This window comes from Janthinobacterium sp. GL_088, from assembly GCF_057837845.1.
The window spans coordinates 3,950,364-3,971,043 of the sequence record NZ_CM174453.1 but is presented as its reverse complement, the minus strand read 5'-3'; the positions used below and the strand labels follow the sequence as shown (position 1 = coordinate 3,971,043).

At 63.3% G+C, this 20,680-nt stretch carries 19 protein-coding genes; 10 read left to right on the top strand and 9 right to left on the bottom strand.

The window, feature by feature from the left end; genetic code table 11:
• Positions 1-117 precede the first annotated feature (117 nt).
• Positions 118-2,271, bottom strand: coding sequence for a TonB-dependent receptor (locus AC3IQ7_RS17890; protein WP_489206880.1), 2,154 nt, complete (start codon positions 2,269-2,271; stop codon positions 118-120).
• A 364-nt stretch (positions 2,272-2,635) separates the two neighbouring features.
• Here AC3IQ7_RS17890 and AC3IQ7_RS17885 point away from each other — a divergent pair, with 364 nt between their 5' ends.
• Positions 2,636-4,867, top strand: coding sequence for an NADP-dependent isocitrate dehydrogenase (locus AC3IQ7_RS17885; RefSeq protein ID WP_489206879.1), 2,232 nt, complete (start codon positions 2,636-2,638; stop codon positions 4,865-4,867).
• Between the two features lie 95 nt (positions 4,868-4,962).
• Here the strand turns inward: AC3IQ7_RS17885 and AC3IQ7_RS17880 are convergent, their stop codons facing one another.
• The 3 genes from AC3IQ7_RS17880 to AC3IQ7_RS17870 all read right to left on the bottom strand — a co-directional run bounded on the left by AC3IQ7_RS17880 (position 4,963) and on the right by AC3IQ7_RS17870 (position 7,254).
• Positions 4,963-5,406 (bottom strand): DUF411 domain-containing protein, encoded by a 444-nt coding sequence (locus tag AC3IQ7_RS17880; RefSeq protein WP_099377381.1) that lies wholly within the window; start codon positions 5,404-5,406, stop codon positions 4,963-4,965.
• A gap of 70 nt (positions 5,407-5,476) precedes the next feature.
• Entirely contained in the window at positions 5,477-5,863 is a 387-nt protein-coding gene (locus tag AC3IQ7_RS17875) for a hypothetical protein (protein ID WP_099377380.1), read from the bottom strand.
• 47 nt (positions 5,864-5,910) lie between these two features.
• Positions 5,911-7,254 carry a sensor domain-containing protein gene (locus tag AC3IQ7_RS17870; protein WP_489206878.1) on the bottom strand — a complete coding sequence of 448 codons (1,344 nt, stop codon included), beginning with the start codon at positions 7,252-7,254 and terminating at the stop codon, positions 5,911-5,913.
• A gap of 256 nt (positions 7,255-7,510) precedes the next feature.
• On the opposite strand from AC3IQ7_RS17870, the gene AC3IQ7_RS17865 reads away from it, so the two are divergent.
• The gene (locus tag AC3IQ7_RS17865) at positions 7,511-9,133 is read left to right on the top strand and encodes a hypothetical protein (RefSeq protein ID WP_489206877.1); all 1,623 of its coding nucleotides are present in this window, start codon (positions 7,511-7,513) and stop codon (positions 9,131-9,133) included.
• A 78-nt stretch (positions 9,134-9,211) separates the two neighbouring features.
• Here the strand turns inward: AC3IQ7_RS17865 and AC3IQ7_RS17860 are convergent, their stop codons facing one another.
• A complete protein-coding gene (locus tag AC3IQ7_RS17860; protein WP_322428819.1) occupies positions 9,212-10,576 on the bottom strand; it encodes an amino acid permease in 1,365 nt (454 codons plus the stop codon).
• A 153-nt stretch (positions 10,577-10,729) separates the two neighbouring features.
• The gene (locus AC3IQ7_RS17855) at positions 10,730-11,170 is read right to left on the bottom strand and encodes an acyl-CoA thioesterase (protein WP_489206876.1); all 441 of its coding nucleotides are present in this window, start codon (positions 11,168-11,170) and stop codon (positions 10,730-10,732) included.
• Between the two features lie 136 nt (positions 11,171-11,306).
• Between AC3IQ7_RS17855 and AC3IQ7_RS17850 the strand changes: the two genes are divergently transcribed.
• Together AC3IQ7_RS17850 and AC3IQ7_RS17845 are read left to right on the top strand one after the other, a co-directional pair.
• Positions 11,307-12,029: a GntR family transcriptional regulator gene (locus AC3IQ7_RS17850; RefSeq protein ID WP_489206875.1), complete on the top strand. Its 723-nt coding sequence runs from the start codon at positions 11,307-11,309 to the stop codon at positions 12,027-12,029.
• Positions 12,022-12,759 (top strand): SDR family NAD(P)-dependent oxidoreductase, encoded by a 738-nt coding sequence (locus AC3IQ7_RS17845; protein ID WP_489206874.1) that lies wholly within the window; start codon positions 12,022-12,024, stop codon positions 12,757-12,759. The genes AC3IQ7_RS17850 and AC3IQ7_RS17845 overlap by 8 nt, the downstream gene beginning before the upstream one ends.
• Positions 12,760-12,800: 41 nt before the next feature.
• Here the strand turns inward: AC3IQ7_RS17845 and AC3IQ7_RS17840 are convergent, their stop codons facing one another.
• Positions 12,801-13,274: a heme-degrading domain-containing protein gene (locus AC3IQ7_RS17840; RefSeq protein ID WP_116744637.1), complete on the bottom strand. Its 474-nt coding sequence runs from the start codon at positions 13,272-13,274 to the stop codon at positions 12,801-12,803.
• Between the two features lie 94 nt (positions 13,275-13,368).
• Here AC3IQ7_RS17840 and alkB point away from each other — a divergent pair, with 94 nt between their 5' ends.
• From alkB to AC3IQ7_RS17810, 6 genes are all read left to right on the top strand, one after another.
• On the top strand, positions 13,369-14,031 hold the full coding sequence (gene alkB, locus AC3IQ7_RS17835; protein WP_489206873.1) for a DNA oxidative demethylase AlkB: 663 nt from the start codon (positions 13,369-13,371) through the stop codon (positions 14,029-14,031).
• Between the two features lie 90 nt (positions 14,032-14,121).
• Positions 14,122-15,042, top strand: a complete 921-nt coding sequence (gene folE2 / locus AC3IQ7_RS17830; RefSeq protein WP_489206872.1) for a GTP cyclohydrolase FolE2 — start codon at positions 14,122-14,124, stop codon at positions 15,040-15,042.
• Positions 15,043-15,066: 24 nt separating this feature from the next.
• Positions 15,067-15,225, top strand: a complete 159-nt coding sequence (locus AC3IQ7_RS17825) for a hypothetical protein (protein WP_158301156.1) — start codon at positions 15,067-15,069, stop codon at positions 15,223-15,225.
• Between the two features lie 87 nt (positions 15,226-15,312).
• Positions 15,313-16,131 (top strand): class D beta-lactamase, encoded by an 819-nt coding sequence (gene blaOXA, locus AC3IQ7_RS17820; protein ID WP_489206871.1) that lies wholly within the window; start codon positions 15,313-15,315, stop codon positions 16,129-16,131.
• On the top strand, positions 16,128-16,523 hold the full coding sequence (locus AC3IQ7_RS17815) for a hypothetical protein (RefSeq protein ID WP_322428812.1): 396 nt from the start codon (positions 16,128-16,130) through the stop codon (positions 16,521-16,523). Before blaOXA ends, AC3IQ7_RS17815 begins: the two co-directional genes overlap by 4 nt.
• A gap of 74 nt (positions 16,524-16,597) precedes the next feature.
• Positions 16,598-19,051: a penicillin-binding protein 1A gene (locus AC3IQ7_RS17810; RefSeq protein ID WP_489206870.1), complete on the top strand. Its 2,454-nt coding sequence runs from the start codon at positions 16,598-16,600 to the stop codon at positions 19,049-19,051.
• Positions 19,052-19,239: 188 nt separating this feature from the next.
• On the opposite strand, the gene AC3IQ7_RS17805 is transcribed toward AC3IQ7_RS17810, so the two are convergent.
• Positions 19,240-19,974 carry a hypothetical protein gene (locus AC3IQ7_RS17805; protein WP_489206869.1) on the bottom strand — a complete coding sequence of 245 codons (735 nt, stop codon included), beginning with the start codon at positions 19,972-19,974 and terminating at the stop codon, positions 19,240-19,242.
• Positions 19,971-20,537, bottom strand: coding sequence for a hypothetical protein (locus AC3IQ7_RS17800; protein WP_489206868.1), 567 nt, complete (start codon positions 20,535-20,537; stop codon positions 19,971-19,973). Before AC3IQ7_RS17800 ends, AC3IQ7_RS17805 begins: the two co-directional genes overlap by 4 nt.
• Between the last annotated feature and the right edge of the window lie 143 nt (positions 20,538-20,680).

Sequence of the window (20,680 nt, the reverse complement as noted above, 5' to 3'; positions counted from 1 at the left end):
GGAGTTCCGCCGTGTGCGATGGCGACAGGACCAGCAGTGGGTTCTGTCGCCATCCATGGTGAGATGGTCTGCTTTTTTGCTATTTTTTGCTGTTTTTTACTTTGCTACCGGTGCCCGTCAAAAATCCACGGCGGCCGACAGTTGCACGCTGCGGGGCGCTGATTGCGAGACGGTGCCATACGAGGCCACGCCGGCCCAGTAGTGGCGGTCGAAGGCGTTCATCAGGCCGCCGCGCAAGGTCGCCGCCTTGCCGGCGATGGCCGTGCGGTAGCGCAAGCCCAGGTCGACCTTGGTCCATGACGGCACCGATTGCTGATTCGTCTGGTCGACAAACTGTTTGCTCGTGTAGCTGACGGCGCCCGTGGCTGTCAAGCCCGGCCAGTACGGCATATCCCATTCGCCGCCCAGGTTGGCCATGGACGTGGGCACGCCGACGGGACGCTTGCCCATGGTGGCGGCGTTGTTGGTCTTTACCAGGCTGCCATCGAGCAGGGTGATGCCGGCCAGCAGGCGCACGGCCTTGCTGGCGGCGCCGGACAGGTTCAGTTCCAGGCCCCGGTTGCGCTGTTCGCTATCCATGCTGTACACCTTGCCATACAGCTGGCCGCTGGGTTTACTCACCTGGAACACGGCCAGGGTCGCCAGCACCACGCCGAAATCGGCCTTCGTGCCCACTTCATATTGCTTGCTCTTGTAGGGCGCGAAGACCTGGCCCGCGTTGTCGGCGATGTTCGGCGCGATATCGCCCTTGCTCAGGCCCTCGATATAGTTTGCGTACAGCGACACGTGGCGCAGCGGTTTGACGACGATGCCAGCCAGCGGCGTCAGGGCGCCCTGTTTGTAATGCGTGGTCAGCGCGCCGCTGGTGGCGTGGTAGTTTTTCGATTCGACCAGCTGGCGGCGCACGCCCAAGGTCAGTTGCACGCGCTGGTCCAGCATGTCCAGCGTATCGGCCACGGCCAGGCTGGAAAGCGTGGAGGCCGACAGTTTCGGCGCGCGGACCGGAGCGGGAATTCCTGGGTCGGCCACGGCGACAGGGTGGTAGATATTCGAGGTGATGAGTTTGCCGGAATTGCTCACGCTGCCAAATTCATCGCGGTAGACATTGCCCATCACGACCAGCGCATGCTCGATGCCGCCCGTGCGAAAACGCGTGCGTACGCCCGTGTCGCCGCTGGCGCGCCGCACGCGGAATTTCCAATTCATGGGCGTGACCGTCATGTCGCCCGCCGCGCTGGTGATGGTCGGCGTCTGGTCCGAATAGCGCGACACGTCGGAGCGCGTGCCGCCCACGTCGGCAAAGATGGTGACCTTGTCGTTCAGGTCATATTCGAGCTTGCCCAGGGTGGCCAGGTCGTTCGACTTCCACCAGCCCCAGGACTGGGCGATGTTGCGCCGGCCATCGGGCGCTTGCGGCACCGGCAGGCGCGCGGCCACGAGGAAGGGGCGCGTGGGCGCGTCGATCCACTGGTATTGCTCGATCACGTCGAGCGAGGCGCGCAGCCGTTGCCCCTGGTAATCGAGGGCGATAGCGGCCACTTCCGCGCGCGAGGTCTGGTGGTCGAGTGGCGTGCGTCCTTGGCGGTGCAAGCCATTGAAGCGCACGCCGAAGCGCCGCTCTTCGCCGAAGCGGCGGCTGACGTCGATGGCCGCGCCAGCCTGCGAGCCCGAGCCGTAGTCAAAAGTCAGTCGCGTCAGGTCGCGCGGCAAGGAGCGTTTCGGCACGGCATTGACGACGCCGCCCACGCCGCCATTCGGCGACATGCCGTACAGCAGGGCGGCCGGTCCCTTGAGCACTTCCACGCTCTGCAGGTATTCCGTAAACAGGTGGTAATTGGGCGACACGCCATACACGCCGTCGAACGCCACTTCGCTCAGATTGCCCTCGTTGAGGGGAAAGCCGCGGATGAAGAAGGAATCCGTGACGCCGCCGATCTGGCCCGTGAAGCGGGTCGATGGGTCGCCGCCCAGCACCTCGGCCAGGGTCAGCGCTTGCTGGTCCAGCATGCGTTGGCTCGTGTAGCTGTTGACGCTGAATGGCGTATCGAGCAAGTCTTTTTCTCCCAGCATGCCGGCGCGCGCGCTTTTGGCGATCTGTCCGCCGGCATCCGCTTCGGCCTGGCCATTCACCAGCACGGTGGCGAGCGGGGTCGATGCATCGGCCGCGGCCTGGGCGAACGCCTGCGGCGTGACGCTGGCAACGAGCAGGCCGGCGAGGATCAGCCGGGTGGTGAGGTGGGGATGGGCGAGTGGGGAATGTGGAATGGGCATCAAGGGCAGCGTATAAAGTTAGTAGGGAGGAATTGCATGCACGACATTATAAATGAGAATCATTACGATTTATAATGATTAAAATAGTCGTTGCTGCCAGGCTCATGACCATGCCGTGCGCGGGCCTGGAGGGCATTTCAGCGTGGAAAATGGCCATCCTGGGCCTTCAGATCCCGATATTTGCTGTCTTATATAAGATTCGTCGCCATCGGATACACAAACAGCGGCAGGACAGTCTAAAATACGTGGTGGGCAAGCACGGCGTCACCGCCGGCACACTAGCCGTCCAAAGCAAGGCTAACCGTCCTGTGTTTGGAATGAAGAAAGTTAACCACCAGGCATCACCGCATACAAGGGAATGAACATGGCAACACAAAAATCCAAAATCATCTACACGCTGACTGACGAGGCGCCGCTGCTCGCGACGTATTCCCTGCTGCCAATTATCAAAAAATTCACCGCGCCGGCTGGCGTGGACGTGGTCGCCAGCGATATTTCGGTGGCGTCGCGTGTACTGGCTGAATTTCCAGAATTCCTGACGGACGCGCAAAAAGTCCCGAACACCCTGGCTGAACTGGGCAAATTGACCCAGAATCCGGACACCAATATCATCAAGCTGCCGAACATCAGCGCTTCCCAGGGCCAGTTGATCGCCTGCGTGCGCGAATTGCAAGGCCGTGGCTACAAGCTGCCGGACTACCCGGAAGATGCGAAGACGGACGAAGAAAAAGCCCTGAAAGCCCGCTACGGCAAGTGCATCGGCAGCTCGGTCAACCCGGTCCTGCGCGAAGGCAATTCCGACCGCCGCGCACCGAAGGCTGTCAAAGAGTACGCACGCAAGCACCCGCATTCGATGGGCGAGTGGAGCCAGTCGTCGCAGACGCACGTGTCGCACATGCACCATGGCGACTTCTACCATGGCGAAAAATCGCTGACCCTGGAAAAAGCGCGCGACGTCAAGATGGAACTGGTCACGGCCTCGGGCAAGACCATCGTGCTGAAACCGAAGGTTTCCCTGCAGGCGGGCGAAATCATCGACAGCATGTTCATGAGCAAGAAAGCGCTGTTGGAGTTCTACGAGAAAGAAATCGACGACGCCTTCAAGACGGGCGTGATGTTCTCGCTGCACGTCAAGGCGACCATGATGAAGGTCTCGCACCCGATCGTTTTCGGTCACTGCGTGCGCATCTTCTACAAGGACGCGTTCGCCAAGCACGCTGCCCTGTTCGACAAGCTGGGCGTGAATGTCAACAATGGCATGAGCAACCTGTACGACAAGATCGAGACCCTGCCGGCGTCGCAAAAAGATGAAGTGCTGAAAGACCTGCACGCCTGCCACGCTAACCGTCCGGAACTGGCCATGGTCGATTCGGCCAAGGGCATCACCAACTTCCATTCGCCGAACGACATCATCGTCGACGCGTCGATGCCAGCCATGATCCGTATCGGCGGCAAGATGTGGGGTGCCGATGGCCGTCCGAAAGACGTCAAGGCAGTCATGCCGGAATCGACTTTCGCGCGCATCTACCAGGAAATGATTGGCTTCTGCAAATGGCATGGCAACTTCGATCCGAAGACCATGGGCACCGTGCCGAACGTGGGGCTGATGGCGCAGCAAGCGGAAGAATACGGTTCGCACGACAAGACGTTTGAAGTGCCTGAAGGCGGCATCGCCAACATCACCGACCTGGAAACGGGCGAAGTGCTGCTGACGCAAACGGTGGAAGAGGGCGATATCTGGCGCATGTGCCAGGTCAAGGACGCGCCGATCCGCGACTGGGTCAAGCTGGCCGTCACGCGCGCGCGCAACTCGGGCATGCCTGCCGTGTTCTGGCTCGATTCCTACCGTCCGCACGAGAACGAAGTCATCAAGAAGGTACAGGTTTACCTGAAAGAGCACGATACCAAGGGCCTGGACATCCAGATCATGTCGCAAACGCGCGCCATGCGTTACACCCTGGAACGCGCCTTCCGCGGCCTGGACACCATCTCGGTGACCGGTAACATCCTGCGCGATTACCTGACCGATTTGTTCCCGATCCTGGAACTGGGCACGTCCGCCAAGATGCTGTCGATCGTGCCGCTGATGGCCGGTGGCGGCATGTACGAAACGGGCGCCGGCGGTTCGGCACCGAAACACGTCAAACAGCTGGTGGAAGAAAACCATTTGCGCTGGGATTCGCTGGGCGAGTTCCTGGCCCTGGCCGTGTCGCTGGAAGACATGGGCATCAAGACGGGCAATGCGAAGGCGAAAATCCTCGCGAAAACCCTCGACGAAGCCACCGGCAAGCTGCTGGACAACAACAAGTCGCCATCGCCACGTACCGGCGAACTCGACAACCGCGGCAGCCATTTCTACCTGGCCATGTACTGGGCGCAAGCCCTGGCTACGCAGAAGGACGATGCGGAACTGGCAGCGCATTTTGCGCCAGTGGCCAAAGCCCTGGCTGACAACGAAGAAAAGATCGTTGCCGAGCTGAAAGCAGTACAAGGCAAGGAAACGGATATCGGCGGCTACTACCTGCCAGATCCGGCGAAGACGGAAGCGGTCATGCGTCCTAGCGCCAGCCTGAATGCAGTGCTGGACACCATCTGATGCAGTCTTGACAGGCGGCAGGTTTTTTACTGCTGCCTGACACAAAAAACGCCGCCGGAAGCGATTCCGGCGGCGTTTTTCATTGCCCTTCAGTGTTATTGGTAGTGCTTGTAGACACTGGTGCTGCCATTGTTCTTGACCAGCAAGACGTCATACGCATCCTTGCGCGGTCCTTCCATGCCTGGCGAGCCCATCGGCATTGCCGGGACGGCCAGGCCCTTGGCCTTGGGTTTCTCGCGCAGCAGCTGCTTGATTTCGCTGGCCGGCACGTGGCCTTCGATGGCGTAGCCGTTGACGAGGCCCGTGTGGCAGGAGCCGAGCGCGTCGGGAATGCCGGCCAGCTTGCGGTATTGCGCCGGCATCTCGACATTTTTCGCGCGCACCGTAAAGCCGTTCGTTTCCAGGTGCTTGATCCAGTCGGCACAGCAGCCGCAGGAGGCGCTCTTGTAGACTTCGATGACGGGCAGGGCCGCCATGGCGAACGTGGGCAGGCCCAGCATGGCGGCGCAGGCGCCGCGCAGCAATAAATGTTTGATCATGGTGTTGCTTTCAGACGAATAAGGTCTATCGTGGCCACTTTGGTGGCCTGCTTGGTATTTAAACTGCTAGCTAAGCGGAAAGCGGTCTCGGCGGCCGGCGCGGGCCGTCGGGAATGAATCCCGTCAGCAAGGTGGCCGTTGCGATGGTGACTTGTTGCGCGCCGCTGCAGGACGCGGCGGGCGGGGTAATGCCAGGTGGCATCAGCGCGCCCAGGCAAAAGCTGGAGCAGGCGCCGCATGCGGGATGCTTGGCTGGGGTCTTGTTTTCTTCCGGTGTGCTGGCGCTGTCCGGAACGGCGGAGGATTGCGTGGCGTCATGCTGGCAAGCCGCTGTCATCGCGGCGGCAGGCGCGGCAGCGAACGGCGCGCACGCCAGCATGGCGCCCGCAGCGGCCGCCTGCAGCGGCACCGCCGTGATCAACAGCAGTATCAGCCATGTTTTGAAGAGTCTCAGCATCGCCGGAAAGTATAGCATGCGGGACTGTCGCCAAGGGCGGGCATGGGCTAGCGCGAGGCGGCGGCCAGCACCTTCGAGGCGTACATGGCCCGGTCCGCATGGCGCAGCAACTGCTGCATGGTATCGCCATCTTCCGGATAGTGGGCCACGCCGATGCTGACGGCGATCTGCAATTGTTGTCCGTTGCCCAGGTGCAGCGGTGCAGCCAGGGCCGCGTGGATCTTTTGCTCGATCAGGCTGACGTCCCCCGGCGTGGCATTGCTTTCCAGAAGCACGACGAATTCATCGCCGCCCATCCTGGCAAGGGTATCGGTTTCGCGCATGCAATCGCGCAGGCGGCTCGCCACCGTTTGCAGCAGCAGGTCGCCACAGGCATGGCCGTGCTCGTCGTTGACCCGCTTGAAGTTGTCGAGATCGAGGAACAGCAGTGATAGACGACCTTCCTGGCGGTGCGCGCGCGCGAAGGCCGTATGCAGGCGGTCGTGGAACAGGCGGCGGTTTGGCAATCGGGTCAGCTCGTCGTGCATGGCCATGAACTGCATTTGCGTCTGCAACTGGCGCCGCTCGATGGCGGTGGCAAGTTGCTTGGCGACAAATTGCAGCAAATCCTGGTCTTGCGCCGAGCCGATGACGGCATCCTGGCCCCCTTGCAGGGCCAGCGCGCCGATGCTGCCCAGAGAAGAGTACAGCGGCACGGCCAGCCAGCACGAGGACAGGGCGCAGGCCGCCGTTTGCAGCGCCGCCGGCAGGCCGGCCAGTTGTCCCGATTGCAGCAGCAGGGGACGGCCGCTGCGCAGGACTTCGTCGCACAGCAGGCTGGCCAGGGACGATGTTGGCTGGGGCGCGCTGTCGTCGGCATGCGAGGTCATGGGAGCCTGGGCGCCGTGTTCGTCATGCAGCAGCAAGGTCAGGCTGCGTGCCGGCAAGTGATCGCCGATGATGTGCTGGATGCGGTGCAGCAAGGCGGGCAAGTCTTGCGTCGCCTGCATGGCTTCGGAGATGGCGTACAGCGCGGCCTGCTTGGCCTGCGCCTGTTTCAGCAAGGTGACGTCGCGCGCCACGGCCACGCGCAGCTGGTCGGCGGCGGACCAGCGGGCCGACCACATGATGTGCGCCAGGCTGCCATCCTTGCGCAGGTAGCGGTTCTCGAAGTGCGTCTGCGCATGGCCATCCATGATGGCACGCGCGGCGGCCAAGGTGCGCGCGCGGTCGGCGGGGGCGACCATGTCGAGCATGAGCTTGCCGATCATTTCCTGCTGCGTGTAGCCGAAGATGCGTTCGCAGGCGGCGCTGACGAAAACAAAGCGCCCCTCCACGTCGACCATGCACACGGCATCGAGCAACAAGTCGGTAAAGCTGGCCAGCGGCGCGCGCAGAATCTTGTGTTCCATAGTGGCATTTTAATGGACATTCCCGGCTGTGATTCAACTTGTTGGGGCAGGCGAGGTCTGCGGCATGAAAATGTTTCATTTCCCCGACGCTCATGCTTTTCCGTTTCTTGCCGTTAATGCAGTATTGCCATGCAGTACTTGCCTTCACGCCAGATAACGTGAGGCCAGGTTTGCCTAGCGCCAGGAAATTGCAAAAAAACTAACCATATCGAACTTTTATGATGCATCTTCTCTCCATTTGCAAGGTGACAGCGCCATGACCTCCATTTCTCCACTGTCCAGCTGGAATAGCGCCCCGTCACGGGCTTCCTCCGCCGCGTCGAACCGCACGGAGGCGCCGTCCCCGTCGCCCGCATCCACGCCGTCTGCCATCGTTGCGCTCAGCCCAGAGAGCGTGAGCGACAGCAAGCCGGCAGCGTTCGTGAAACCGCCGATGGTGTGGGAAAGCGCTACGCGCGACAAAGTGAGCGAGGCGATGACGAAGAGTTTCTCTTCGTACGCGTTTGGCGGCCGCTTCAGCGGCCTGGGCGCGGCCATGCTGGGACAGGCCAAGCTGGGAAACTATAATTTCTCGCAGGCGATGCGGCAGCCGCCGCCAAGCACCACGCCGAATATCTATGGCGCATCCGGCATCGCGCCCGGCAGCCTGCATGGCAATGGCGAAGACCGGGTGTCCCTCAGCATCACCACCAGGAGCGGCGTGGAAGTCAAGCTGTCGCTCGACAGCCAGGGCGACGGCCTGGCCGTGAACATGACGACCAGCGGCGAGCTCAGCGACGCTGAGGCGAGCGCCCTGGGCGAACTGGCGAAAGGTTTTCAGGAAGCCATCGATGGCATGGGGCAGAGCACGCCGAAAATCAAGCTGGAAGGCTTGATGCAGTTCGACCAACAGGTGCTCGAGTCGGTGAAGCTGCATGCGGAAGTGAAGGTGCGCGGCGAGCCGGAAAGTGTTCAAACCCTCGATTTCCAGGCTGATGGCGCGCAGCGCAAGGTCAGCTTCAGCGGCGAGGCCGGCAGTCTGGACCTGAAGGTCGACGCCAGCCAACTCAATACCTTGGGCAGCAAGGAAAAGCAAGCCAAGGCGCTGGACAGCTACATGAAGCAGTTCGACCAGGCGGCGTCGCGCGGCCATGGCGACGCGGGCCTGGTGGCCATGCTCAAGGATAGCTTCACTGCCTTGCACAGCAATGCCGCCGCGCCGCAAGTGGCCACGGACAATCCCGCAACGGGCAAGTGGCGCCTGGCGGCCGAGGACAAGTCCATCCTGACGGGACTGGCCGATTTCAGCGCCTCCGTGTCGCAAACCGTGAAATTCAGCAATCCCATGCGCAGTGCGGAAAGGGATGGCTTCAATTATGAAGTGTCGCAAAAGACGGAGCAGGCCGGCGCCAGCCAGGACGAGCGGTCGATCAGGCAGCAGCAACAATCGAAGCTGAGCGCCAGCTTCCATGAAACACTCGTCCCCGGCGTGCCGCTGCGCCTGCTGGACAATACGGAATCGCAGAACTACACCTATCACCAGATCGAGGATACGGCCAGCAGCGATGCGCAAGTGGCGTACAAGGATGGCAAGATGGTCAAGGCGAGCTTGCGGCAGGAGGGCAACCAGTCCGAGCGCGTCATGAAGTATTTCCTGGGCAAGCTGGAATCGGACAAGACCACGCCGGGCAATTATTCCGTGCTGCGCGACCTGCTGCCCGTGCTGGGGCCGTACAAGTCGGGCGAAAAGGAGATGACGCCCGAGGCGCGCCTGGAACAGCGCAAGCAGGCGTTGCTGACCTTGAACGACGATGTGCTGCTGCAGTCGTATGCGGGCCGGACCATCAGCCTGTGGCAAGCCGATGTGCTGCCGGAGCGGGACAAGGCCGTCGTCGCTTAGCGATTGAGCACGCTCAATGCAAAAAGCCCGCCTTCCTGCGAAGACGGGCTTTGTGCTTTTGATGCGGCGCGAGGCAGTCTAGGCCTTGGCCCTACTTTGCTTGATCCAGTAACCGACGCCCAGCGCGGCGAGCCACACGGGTATGAGGTAGACGGAAATCCGCAGGCCCGGCGTCAGGTACATGATCACCAGGATGCCTGCCAGGAACACCAGGCACAGGTAGTTGGTAAACGGGTAGCCAAGGCTCTGGAACAGGGTCGTCTTGCCTTCGATTTTTTTCTGCGCGCGGAAGCGCAAATGGATCCAGCTGATCATGGCCCAGTTGATGATCAACGCCGACACGACGAGCCCCATCAGCACTTCGAACGCTTCGCCCGGCATGAAGTAATTCACCACCACGCAGGCACCCGTGGCCAGGGCCGAGACGCCCAGTGCCACCAGCGGCACGCCGCGGCGGTTCAGGTGCAGCAGCGCGCGCGGCGCATTGCCTTGCTTGGCCAGGCCGAACAGCATGCGCGTGTTGCAGTACACGCCGCTGTTGTAGACGGACAGGGCGGCCGTCAGCACCACCACGTTCAGGGCCGTGGCCACCAGGTTGCTGTCGAGCGCATGGAAGATCAGCACGAAGGGGCTGCCGCCGGTGACGACGTTTTGCCACGGGTACAGCGACAGCAAAATGCCCAGCGCGCCGATGTAGAAAATCAGGATGCGGTAGATGGCCTGGTTGGTGGCGCGCGGAATCGTCGTGCTCGGGTCATCCGCCTCGGCCGCCGTGATGCCCACCAGTTCCAGGCCGCCGAACGAGAACATGATGACGGCCATGGCCATCACCAGTCCCTGCCAGCCATTCGGGAAGAAGCCGCCGTGCTGCCACAGGTTGGCTACCGAGGCTTGCGGACCGGCGTCGCCGGAGGCCAGCAGCCAGGCGCCGAAGACGATCATGCCGATGATGGCGACCACCTTGATCAGGGCGAACCAGAACTCCATCTCGCCGAAGGCTTTGACATTCAACAAACTGATGGCGTTGATGACGCAAAAGAAGATCAGCGCCGAAACCCAGGTGGGCACGCCGGGCCACCAGTATTGCACGTAGATGCCGACGGCCGTCAGTTCGGCCATGCTGACGAGCACATACAGCACCCAGTAATTCCAGCCCGACAGGAAGCCGGGCAGGTGGCCGCAGTATTTGTCGGCGAAATAGCTGAAGGAGCCGGCGACGGGTTCGTCGACCACCATCTCGCCCAGCTGGCGCATGATCAGAAAGGCGATGACGCCGGCGATGCCGTAGCCCAGCAGGACCGAGGGGCCAGCCATCTTGATGGTTTGCGCGATGCCCAGAAACAGGCCGGTGCCGATGGCACCGCCCAGGGCGATGAGCTGGATGTGGCGGCTTTTGAGGCCGCGCTTGAGCTCTTGTGGTTCGGTATTCCCGACTGCCGTCATATGTTTTATCCTGTTTTTACGGGGCTGAGGTCGCTGATTCTAAAGCATGCACGGGCAAAGCAGGAGCGAAATGCATGTTGCACTGCGGAGGCGCAAGAAAAGCCCCGCATCTTCGCCGAACGGCGCGCAAAACGGCGCTCCAGGCGTCCGCTTTTACGCGCCGGCCGCGACGATGGCTGGTTCGTACACGGCCAGAAACTCGGGCGGCAGGCGGCGCGCGCGGCCGCTGCTCAATTCGATGCAGATCAAGTTCCAGCGTCCGCGCACGACGGTGGCGCCGTCGCTGTCGCGGATCAGCTGGAAGCGCCGTTCCATGCTGGAGCGGCCATCGCTGGCGCACAGCCAGGTGGCCAGGGTCAGCGCTTCGCCGGCCCGCGTCGGCAGCAGGTAGTCGTATTCGCCGCGGCGTATCGCCATGGCCCGGTCCAGACGCCGGTAATCGTCGAGGTCCAGCCCCAGGGTGGCCGAGTGGTGCCAGGCGATATGTTCGCACCAGCGCACATAGACGGCGTTATTCGTGTGCTGCAAGCCGTCGATGTCGCCCGCTTCGGGCGTGACGGGCAGGGTATGGGCGTGCGGATAATCCCAGTTCAAGTGCATTCCTTTCGAGACGGTGGCGGCTGATTGTACGGTCTGGCAGCGCGTCCTGTCTTCTGTGCACGCCATGAAAAACACTGTTTTTCACATTGATGTATGATGCATCATAATTTCTCAACGATCAAGAACACGTATGAACCATCAATTGGACAGTCTGGTGCACGTCAATCTGGGCAAGTCCGTGTACGCCATGCTGCGCGAAGCGCTGGCGGCCGGGCGCTTCCAGCCGAATGACCGGCTGCGCATCCGCGAACTGGCGCTGCAGCTGGGCACCAGCGTCACGCCCGTGCGCGACGCGATGCTGCAGTTGGTGCAGGAAGAGGCGCTGGTGCTGCGTTCGCCACGCGACTTCCGCGTGCCCGTGCTGAGCGTGGCGCGCTACCTGGAAATCCGCGCGCTGCGCCTGGAACTGGAAGGCTTGGGCGCGTTTGAAGCGGCGCAGCGCATCGACGCCACCACCCTGGCCGACCTGGAGCGCCTGCTGCAGGCGAATGAAGAGGCCATCGCGCGCCACGACCTGGCAGCGGCCCTGCAATGCAACCAGGCGTTTCACCTGGGGCTGGCGCAGGCGGCCGGCATGCCGACCTTGAAACGCTTCGTCGACCACCTGTGGATGCAGACGGCGCCGCTGATCGCCGCCGGCTACGCCAGCTTTTCGCCCGACATGCGGGTCGGCCACCACCATGCCATCATCAGCGCGCTGCGCCAGCGCGACGGCGCGGCCGCGCGGCGCGCCATCGAACAGGACATCCTCGACGGCGGCACGCAGATGCTGGCCTATGTCATGCGCCAGGAGCGCCTCCACGCCGGCACAACCGGACAAGAACAGGATAAGGAAGAACAGGAACATGAGTGAACAAAAAACCGCCATCGTCACGGGCGCCAGCCGCGGCATCGGCCACGCCGTGGCGGAACGCTTCCGCAGTCTGGGCTGGAGGGTCATCACCGTCTCGCGCAGCCCGATTCCCGGCGGCTGCCCGCGCAGCCAGGAGCACAACACGCATGTGTGCATGGATTTGTCGGACCTGAGCCAGATCGGGCAGATGGTCGAGACGCTGCGCCCCATGCTGGGCGACTCGAAACTGCACGCCCTGGTCAACAATGCGGGCGTGTCGCCGAAAGGACCGGGCGGCTCGCGCGTCAATTCGCTGACCACCGACATGCAGACGTGGCAGGAAATGTACAACACCAACTTTTTTGCGCCGCTGGCGCTGACGCGCGGCTTCGCGCAGGAATTGTCGAACGCGCGCGGCTCCGTCGTGAACCTGTGCTCGATCGCCGGCTACCGCGTGCACCCGTTTGCCGGCTCGGCCTATGCCAGTTCGAAGGCGGCGCTGGCGTCGCTAACGCGCGAAATGGCCAACGACATGGCGCCGCTGAATGTGCGCGTCAACGCGATCGCACCGGGCGAGATCGACACGGCCATCCTGTCGCCTGGCACTTCGCACATCGTCGACACGCAAATCCCCCTGCGCCGCCTGGGCACGACTGCCGAAGTGGCCGATTTGGTGGAGTTTTTGTGCAGCGAGCGCGCTTCGTACATCACGGGGGCGGAAATTCCCATCGACGGCGGCCAGCGCATTTAGAGCCTGTCCCGGTTGCCGGCGCGGATGGCGCCTGCGAGGCGTCAGTGCGCGTCCAGCTGCGCCTGCAGCGCGGCCACCACCAGCGCGTGGTCGTCCGCCTGCGCCAGGCCGGAAACGGTGACCGTGCCGACCAGTCCCACGCCGCGTATCAGCAGGGGGAAAGCGCCGCCGTGGCCCGCGTACTCGATGTCATCGAGGTATTTCACGTCTTCGAAGGTGCTGCCGCGGCTTTTATACGAGATGCCCATGTAGTAGGAGCTGCGGCAAAAGCGCTGTACCGTATTGTTCTTGCGGCGTATCCAGTCCGCCTGGTCCGCCGTGGCGCCCGTCATGGCGTGGTGGAACAGCACTTGGCCATTGCGCGTGATGTTGACGGTGACGGCCTTGCCCCGCTTGCGCACTTCCTCGACGATCCACAGGCCCACGGCCAGCGCGGCGTCGTTGTCGAAGCGTTCGAATTGCAGGGATTCTTCCTGCTGCGCCAGGGTTTGCAGCAAATCGGCGTAATGATCCATCGTGGAGGCGGGTGGTAGTGGCTGGAAGCGCTACTGTAGCGCACCATGGGGCGGCCGCGCGCGCTTTTTCCATGGCGCGGCTAAAATAGGCGGCATGAACCTGTCCCTGTTCGCCGATGAAGAACAAGTCCCGGCCGGCCCCGTGCCGCTGGTGCCGGGTTCGTGCGCGTCTATCCTGCTGCGCGCTTTCGCGCTGCCCTGCCTGGACGAACTGCTGCCGGCGCTTGACGCCATCGTGCTGGCGGCTCCCCTGCGCCACATGGCCACGCCGGGCGGCTTGCGCATGTCGGTTGCCATGAGCAATTGCGGCCCCCTGGGCTGGGTCACGGATGGGCGCGGCTACCGCTATGCGCGGCGCGATCCGGACAGCGGTCTTCCCTGGCCGCCGATGCCGCCCGTGTTCCTGCGTCTGGCGCATGAGGCGGCGCTCGCGGCCGGCTATCCGGGCTTTGTTCCCGACGCCTGCCTGGTCAACCGCTATGCGCCCGGCGCGCGCATGGCCCTGCACCAGGACCGCGACGAATGCGATTTCAATGCGCCCATCGTTTCCGTCTCGCTCGGTTTGCCCGCCACCTTCCTGTTCGGCGGCGCCGGGCGGGCCGACAAGGCGGCGCGCATCGGCCTGCTGCACGGCGATGTGGTGGTGTGGGGCGGCGCCGACCGCCTGCGCTTCCACGGCGTGGCGCCCCTGAAGGAAGGTGAACACGCGGTGCTGGGCGCGCAGCGCATCAATCTGACGTTTCGCAAGGCCAGCTAACCCGTCAATATGCTCCATTAATGCAAGTTGCTTGCAAATGCGAGGATTTTTCTTCATGATATGCAACTTGTTTGCATATGGAGTATCACCATGAAGCGCGATTCCCTATCCTCGCCGCTGCCCGATGTGGCGGCCGGCCCCCATCTGGGCAGCCCCTTTCCGCTCGAGTGGGTCGGCATGCAAGGCATCGCCTTGCCCCTGTGGCTGGAAGAGGGCGGGCAGGCGCAGCAAGTGCATGCCTGGGCCGACGTGCAAGTCGATTTGCCCGACCCGCACGTCAAGGGCATCCACATGTCGCGTTTGTATCTGCTGCTCGATGCGTTTGCCGCCGCGCAACCGCTCGATGCGAGCGCCCTGGCCGCCGTGCTGCGGCGCATGGTGGACAGCCATGCCGATTGCGGCAGCACGCAGGCGCGCCTGGCGCTGGCCTTTCCCCTGCTGCGGCGCCAGCCGGCGCTGCTGACGGCGGGGCTGTCTGGCTGGAAATCGTATCCCGTGCGCCTGCAGGCCAGTGTTACTCCGCAGGGCTTTGCCCTGTCCCTGACGGTGGAGGTCGGCTACTCGTCGACCTGTCCATGTTCGGCGGCGCTGTCGCGGCAATTGCTGGCCGACGCCTTCGCGGCGCAGTTCGGTGCGGGCGGCATCGACGGCGCGGCCGCGCACGCCTGGCTGCAGGAACACGCGAGCCTGGCCACGCCGCACAGCCAGCGCAGCACGGCGACGGTCACGGTGCCCTTGACGGAACAGGCGGAGCTGGACCTGTTTCCCCTGATCGACCTGGTGGAAGCGGCACTGGCGACACCGCTGCAGACGGCCGTGAAACGGGCGGACGAGCAGGCGTTCGCGCGCCTGAATGGTGCTAACCTGATGTATGTGGAAGACGCGGCCCGCCGCGTGCAGGCGGCGCTGGCGCCACGCCATCCGCAGGCGCGTGTTACCGTACGGCATATGGAAAGCCTGCATCCGCACGATGCCGTGGCGCAGGCGGGCAAGCTTGCCGGAGAATACTAGTCAACCACCGTGAAGGAGGGCAGCATGCCGGAGAAAATCGAGCGGGACGTCAACGATGACAGCCTGGAAGAAGAAGTGGAACGCGAACGGCGCGAGCATGCGCTGATCGACGAGGAAAAGCTGGGCATGGACGAGCTGGAAGAGGAGCGGCTGAAGCGGGAGCGCCAGCCGGGCGGTCACTAACGTCAAGGCAATGTTATCAGCGCTGGCATCGCGCCGTGCTGCCCGGTACAATTTCGCTTTGTCCTTCTCCCCCAACCCCGGAGGCCCATGAAATATCGCGCATTGTTCCAGTTTATCCTCGGCCTGACGGCCGCCACCCTGGCCGCTTCGCAGGCCCAGGCCGCCACCATCTGCACCGCCATGGCCGACGCCAAAACAGGCGCCGTCTTGCTGCAAGAGGGCAATTGCCTCGACAGAGTCACGCCCGCATCCACGTTCAAGATCGCGCTCAGCCTGATGGGCTATGACGCCGGCTTCCTCAAGGACGAGCACAAGCCGGCTCTGCCGTACCGCCAGGGCTATGTGGACTGGGGCGGCGAAGCCTGGCGCCAGGATACGGACCCGTCGCGCTGGATGCAGTATTCCGTCGTCTGGTATTCGCAGCAGATCACGCAGGCGCTGGGCGCCGAGCGCTTCCAGAAATACGCGAAGGCTTTGCGCTATGGCAATGCGGACGTGTCGGGAGATCCGGGTAAGGAGAACAGTCTGGAGCGTTCGTGGATCAGCTCTTCTCTGAAAATTTCACCATTGGAACAGCTGGGCTTCTTGCGCAAGCTGGTCAATTACCAGCTGCCCGTGACGAAACAGGCGATGGAAGCAACGCACCGCCTGACCCGCCTGGCGGACGTGGGCGGCTGGCAAGTGCATGGCAAGACGGGCGCCGCCTTCCCGCGCAAGGCCGACGGCAGCTTTGACGAAGCGCATGGCTACGGCTGGTTCGTGGGTTGGGCCAGCAAGGGCGAGCGCAGCATCGTCTTTGCGCGCCTGGTGCAGGATGACAAGAAGGGTGAGCAATCGGCCGGCTTGCGCACGCGCGAGGCCATGCTGAAGGAATTGCCGGCGCTGCTGGAGCAGGCGCAGAAGTGACGGCCAGCATCGTCGCCGCCACCTTCATCGCCACCGATGGCGAGTACCTGGAAGCCGTCATCGACGTGGATGGCCAGCGCCTGCACGTGATGGACGAGTTCGGCGGCAGGCAGATGGCCGCCGGCACGCAAGTCCAGCTCGAACTGTGGCCCATGGCCAGCGAACTTGACGACTGGGACGCCATCTTCCGCGCCAACCCCGGCCGGGAGCAGGGCTTGCGTCGCCTCGATGGCTGGCGCTACCTGGCGCTGGGCGTCGTGACCCAGGTCGATCCCGTCATCTGCGACTGCGGCCTGCTGCAACTGGAAAACCCGTTTACGACGCATGACGCGCGCTGCGTGGGCGCGTATGTCGGCGTCACCCTGGCGCGCCTGGATGCTTGCCTGGCGTAAATTCCGGCCCGCTTTGTTGCCCGCCCTATATACTTGCTGAAACGGATTTTCCGGCATCAGACAAGGTTACAAGCATGGCATCAGGCATGGAGCAGTTTCAGGAAAAAGCACGGCAGGCATGGACATGGGCGCGCGCGCAAGCCTTGCGCGTGGCGGGAGTGACGTGGACAAAGGCGGTGGCGCTGTACCGGCGCGGCCACGCGCACCTGATGACCCTGCCGCCCGTGCGGCGCGCGCTGGTGCTGGGGCTATGGTCTTTCCTGGCCGTGCTGGCGCTGCTGACCTTGTACATGCTGCTGCTGATTCCCCTGACGCCGAGCATCCACGACTTGCGCCAGGCGCGCGCGGCCGCGCCGAGCACCATGGTCAGCGCCGATGGCGAGGAACTGGCCCGCTTCGACCAGGGCTTGCAGGAACGGGTCACGTTAAAGCAGATTTCGCCGAACGTGATCAGCGCCTTGATCTCGACGGAAGATCACCGCTTCTACGACCACCACGGCATCGATTTTACGCGCACGGCGGGCGCCGTCTTGCACACCGCAAGCGGCAACCCCCAGGGCGGTTCCACCATCACGCAGCAACTGGCGCGCAATATGTTCCCCGAGGAAATCGGCCGCTCGCGCAACCTGAACCGCAAGCTGAAGGAACTCATCACGGCCCTGAAAATCGAGGCCACCTACAGCAAGACGGAAATCCTGGAAGCGTATTTGAACACTGTGCCTTTCCTGTACAACACCTACGGCATCGAAATGGCGGCCCGTACCTATTTCGACAAGCCAGCCTCGCGCCTCGATATCCTGGAAAGCGCCACCCTGGTTGGCATGCTCAAGGGCACGAATTACTACAATCCGGTCGGCAATCCCGAACGTTCTTTACAGCGGCGCAATGTGGTGCTGGGGCAGATGCGCAAGCATGACGTCATCGACGAGGCGCGCTACAAGCAGTTGATCAAGCGTCCGCTGCGCCTGCATTTCGAGCGCCAGAGCGAGCGGGCGCAATCGGACAGCCATTTCACGGCCTATGTGCGCAAGTGGCTGATCGACTGGGCCGACGAGAACGACTACAACCTGGAGCGTGACGGCTTGATCGTGCACACCACGCTCGACCATGACTTGCAGCAGGCGGCCGAGCGCGCCGTCGAACGCCAGGCGAATGCCTTGCAGGCGATCGCCGACGTGGAATGGAGCCGCGCGGGCGTGCCGTCGTCCACCTCGACAGGCATGTACGCGGGCATGCAGGGCGGCAGCGTGCCCTTCGATTATTTCTGGAAATCCCACCCGGCCTTGCTTGACGCCTTCGTGCGCGAGTCGGGTGACTACCGCAAGCTGACGGCCGCCGGTGGCACGCCGGAGGCGGCTTTGGCACAGCTGAAGGGCGACCGCGCCTTCATGGCGGCCCTGCGCAAGTCGAAGACGCGCCTGGAAGCGGGCTTTACGGCCATGGACCCTGCCACGGGCGCCGTGCGCGCCTGGGTGGGCAGCCGCGACTTTGCGCGCGAACAATTCGACCACGTGTCGCAGGCGGCGCGCCAGCCCGGTTCCACATTTAAACCCATCGTGTATGGCGCGGCGCTGGAAAAGGGCTTGAGTCCCGAGCACGTCTACCGCGATGCCGTGATGGATATCAAGGCGTCCGATGGCACGATTTGGCGCCCGACGGACATGAGCGGCACCACGGGGCGCGACATGACCATGCGCGATGGTCTCGTGTATTCGAAAAACACCATCACGGCGCAGGTGATGCAAGACGTGGGCTTGCCGCCGATCATCAAGCTGGCGCGCGCGCTGGGTATTCGCGACAGCAAGCTGGAAAAAGTGCCGTCCCTGGCGCTGGGCACCAGTCCCGTCACCTTGCTGGAAATGGTCAACGCCTACGCCAGCATCGCGGCCCAGGGCGAAGCGCGCCTGCCGTTTGTCGTCACGCACATCACCGACCGCGAAGGCAAGGTCATCGCCCGCTTCGGCGAAGACAAGCCCAAGCGCGCCATGCAGGAAGCATCGGCCGCCACCCTGACGGACATGATGCGCGGCGTCATCGACCGCGGCACGGGCACGGCCATCCGCAGCCGCTTTGGCATCCGCTCCGACGTGGCCGGCAAGAGCGGCACCACGCAAAACAATGCGGACGGCTGGTTTATTTTGATGCATCCGGAACTGGTGGGCGGCGCCTGGGTCGGCTTCAATGACGCGCGCGTCACCATGCGCAGCAATTACTGGGGCCAGGGCGGCCACAACGCCGTGCTGGTGGTGGGCGACTTCTTCAAGACGGCGCTCGACACGGGAAAACTGTCGCGCGACGCCATCTTCCCCGGCGGCAAGCCACCCCCGCCGCTGCGCCACGTGGAGCCAGTCGACGAGCCCGAGGATGAACCGGTGGAAGAGCCGGGTGACTTGCTGCAAGAGGGCGCGCCGCCGGCGCCGCTGGCCATGCCGGCCGAAGGCGAGGGCGGGCAGGAGTCGCATGGCAAGGCGGTGCAGGAGCCGGCTCCCGCACCGGCTCCTATGCCGCAGCCGGTGCCGCAAGGCTGAGCGGCGAGAGCCTGGCGAAGTTCTCTGATCGGCCTGAACCGCGTGTACGAGATTCTCAATGGCACGCGCCAGCTGACCCTGCCGATGATCCGCCGCCGGCATGAGGAGTTGGGTATTCCGGCCGAAGTGCTGATACGGCAGGCGGCGGCTCAGGCTTAGCTGGCCAGCCTGTGTTCTTGCCTATCTTTTTACACCGTATTGCGCCGCAACCCCGCTTCGCGCACGAACACTTGCAACGCGGCCATGGTCTGCTGGTGCAGCGTTTTCAGTTCCGCTCGCAGCGCGGGCGTGATGGCCAGGTTGCCATTCGCTTCCTTGCGCACTGGCAGGCCCAGTACCTGCGCCATTTCCACCGGGTAATTCGTGAAGTCGCCATACGGCCGCTTGCCGTCGACGGACGGAGTGGGCCAATAGCCTTCGGCCAGGTAGTCTTCCGCCGCCATGCCCAGCATTTCCAGCGGCATCCACGACTGTTGCCGCAGCAGTGTCACATGCTGCCTGGTCAGGGCGAAGGGTACCTTGCCGTTGGCATAGCTGCCAGGCTTCAGGTCGGCCATCTGCACGAAGTGGGGCAGCAGCAGCGCCGCCTCCATCAGGCGCTGCGCGGCCAGCGCCGCATCCTTGCTGGCAATGGCCTGCATGGTCAGTTGCAGGGTATCGCCCTTGCCCAGCGGGTAGGCCGGATTGAGCATGGGCGCGCCGCTTTCCACGGGCGACCAGCCGATGTTGAAGCGTCGTATCAGCGCCAGATGCTGCACATTGAGCACCGTGGGCAGCGGAGCGTCGAGGGTGGCCAGGATGCGCTGACGCACGGCGCTGGGCAGGTCCTTGTCTGCCGCGCGTGCGAGTACGGGCGAACACAGCAGGACGCCGGCGAGGCGCAGCAGCTGGCGGCGCAGGGGCTGGATCAGGCGCGGCATCATGGCGTCGTCAAGTCCTGGCGCTGGAATTCGATGCGGTTTTCCTGGTAATCCCACTTGGTGTAGGGCCCGAACACGCGACGGTTTTCCTTGCTGTCGGCATTCGACAGTTCGCGCTTCATGCGCCGTACCAAAGCGGGATCCGTGAGCGGCGCCGTCGTGGCGGCGAACACGTCGTGCCGCACGCTCTGTTTGGCGTCGGCGCCGCGCGAGATGATGGTGAGCTTGCGTGAAGCAGGATCGAAGTACACGCGCATGGCGAAGGTATTCATGTCCTGCAGATACAGGCCGTCGTCGCGCTGCTGGGCGTGGAAATAATCGCCGCAGACTGCCTTCGGCTCGCGTTTCCATTCGCAGGACAGGGCGATCAGCAGGTGCCGCTCGTCGAGTTGCTTGACCGAAATGCGTCCTTTGGAGTAACCCCAGGTGCTGGCCGGCACGGTTGCCGACGAGGCAAGATTGTATTCGCCCACCAGCTTGGTCAGGGGCGCTTGCGCCGACGCGCCGGCGCAGAGGATCAGGGCGGCGGCCGCAAGGGCGCCTTGTATCTTGGAAAATGGTGTCATGATGGCCATAAAGAAAAGTTGCCATATTATAGATGGCAACTTTCCAATATGGCCACGCGCTAGCTGTGATGTTTCAATAGGTTGTTGTGGTTCATTCGGATTGGATTTGAGACACTGGAAATCGCCAAACCCCCAGTTCTCAA

Coding starts and splice junctions, on each gene's coding strand:
- AC3IQ7_RS17890 (WP_489206880.1), bottom strand. CDS start 2,271: ATGCCCATTCCACATTCCCCACTCGCCCATCCCCACCTCACCACCCGG.
- AC3IQ7_RS17885 (WP_489206879.1), top strand. CDS start 2,636: ATGGCAACACAAAAATCCAAAATCATCTACACGCTGACTGACGAGGCG.
- AC3IQ7_RS17880 (WP_099377381.1), bottom strand. CDS start 5,406: ATGATCAAACATTTATTGCTGCGCGGCGCCTGCGCCGCCATGCTGGGC.
- AC3IQ7_RS17875 (WP_099377380.1), bottom strand. CDS start 5,863: ATGCTGAGACTCTTCAAAACATGGCTGATACTGCTGTTGATCACGGCG.
- AC3IQ7_RS17870 (WP_489206878.1), bottom strand. CDS start 7,254: ATGGAACACAAGATTCTGCGCGCGCCGCTGGCCAGCTTTACCGACTTG.
- AC3IQ7_RS17865 (WP_489206877.1), top strand. CDS start 7,511: ATGACCTCCATTTCTCCACTGTCCAGCTGGAATAGCGCCCCGTCACGG.
- AC3IQ7_RS17860 (WP_322428819.1), bottom strand. CDS start 10,576: ATGACGGCAGTCGGGAATACCGAACCACAAGAGCTCAAGCGCGGCCTC.
- AC3IQ7_RS17850 (WP_489206875.1), top strand. CDS start 11,307: ATGAACCATCAATTGGACAGTCTGGTGCACGTCAATCTGGGCAAGTCC.
- AC3IQ7_RS17845 (WP_489206874.1), top strand. CDS start 12,022: ATGAGTGAACAAAAAACCGCCATCGTCACGGGCGCCAGCCGCGGCATC.
- AC3IQ7_RS17840 (WP_116744637.1), bottom strand. CDS start 13,274: ATGGATCATTACGCCGATTTGCTGCAAACCCTGGCGCAGCAGGAAGAA.
- alkB (WP_489206873.1), top strand. CDS start 13,369: ATGAACCTGTCCCTGTTCGCCGATGAAGAACAAGTCCCGGCCGGCCCC.
- folE2 (WP_489206872.1), top strand. CDS start 14,122: ATGAAGCGCGATTCCCTATCCTCGCCGCTGCCCGATGTGGCGGCCGGC.
- AC3IQ7_RS17825 (WP_158301156.1), top strand. CDS start 15,067: ATGCCGGAGAAAATCGAGCGGGACGTCAACGATGACAGCCTGGAAGAA.
- blaOXA (WP_489206871.1), top strand. CDS start 15,313: ATGAAATATCGCGCATTGTTCCAGTTTATCCTCGGCCTGACGGCCGCC.
- AC3IQ7_RS17810 (WP_489206870.1), top strand. CDS start 16,598: ATGGCATCAGGCATGGAGCAGTTTCAGGAAAAAGCACGGCAGGCATGG.
- AC3IQ7_RS17805 (WP_489206869.1), bottom strand. CDS start 19,974: ATGATGCCGCGCCTGATCCAGCCCCTGCGCCGCCAGCTGCTGCGCCTC.
- AC3IQ7_RS17800 (WP_489206868.1), bottom strand. CDS start 20,537: ATGACACCATTTTCCAAGATACAAGGCGCCCTTGCGGCCGCCGCCCTG.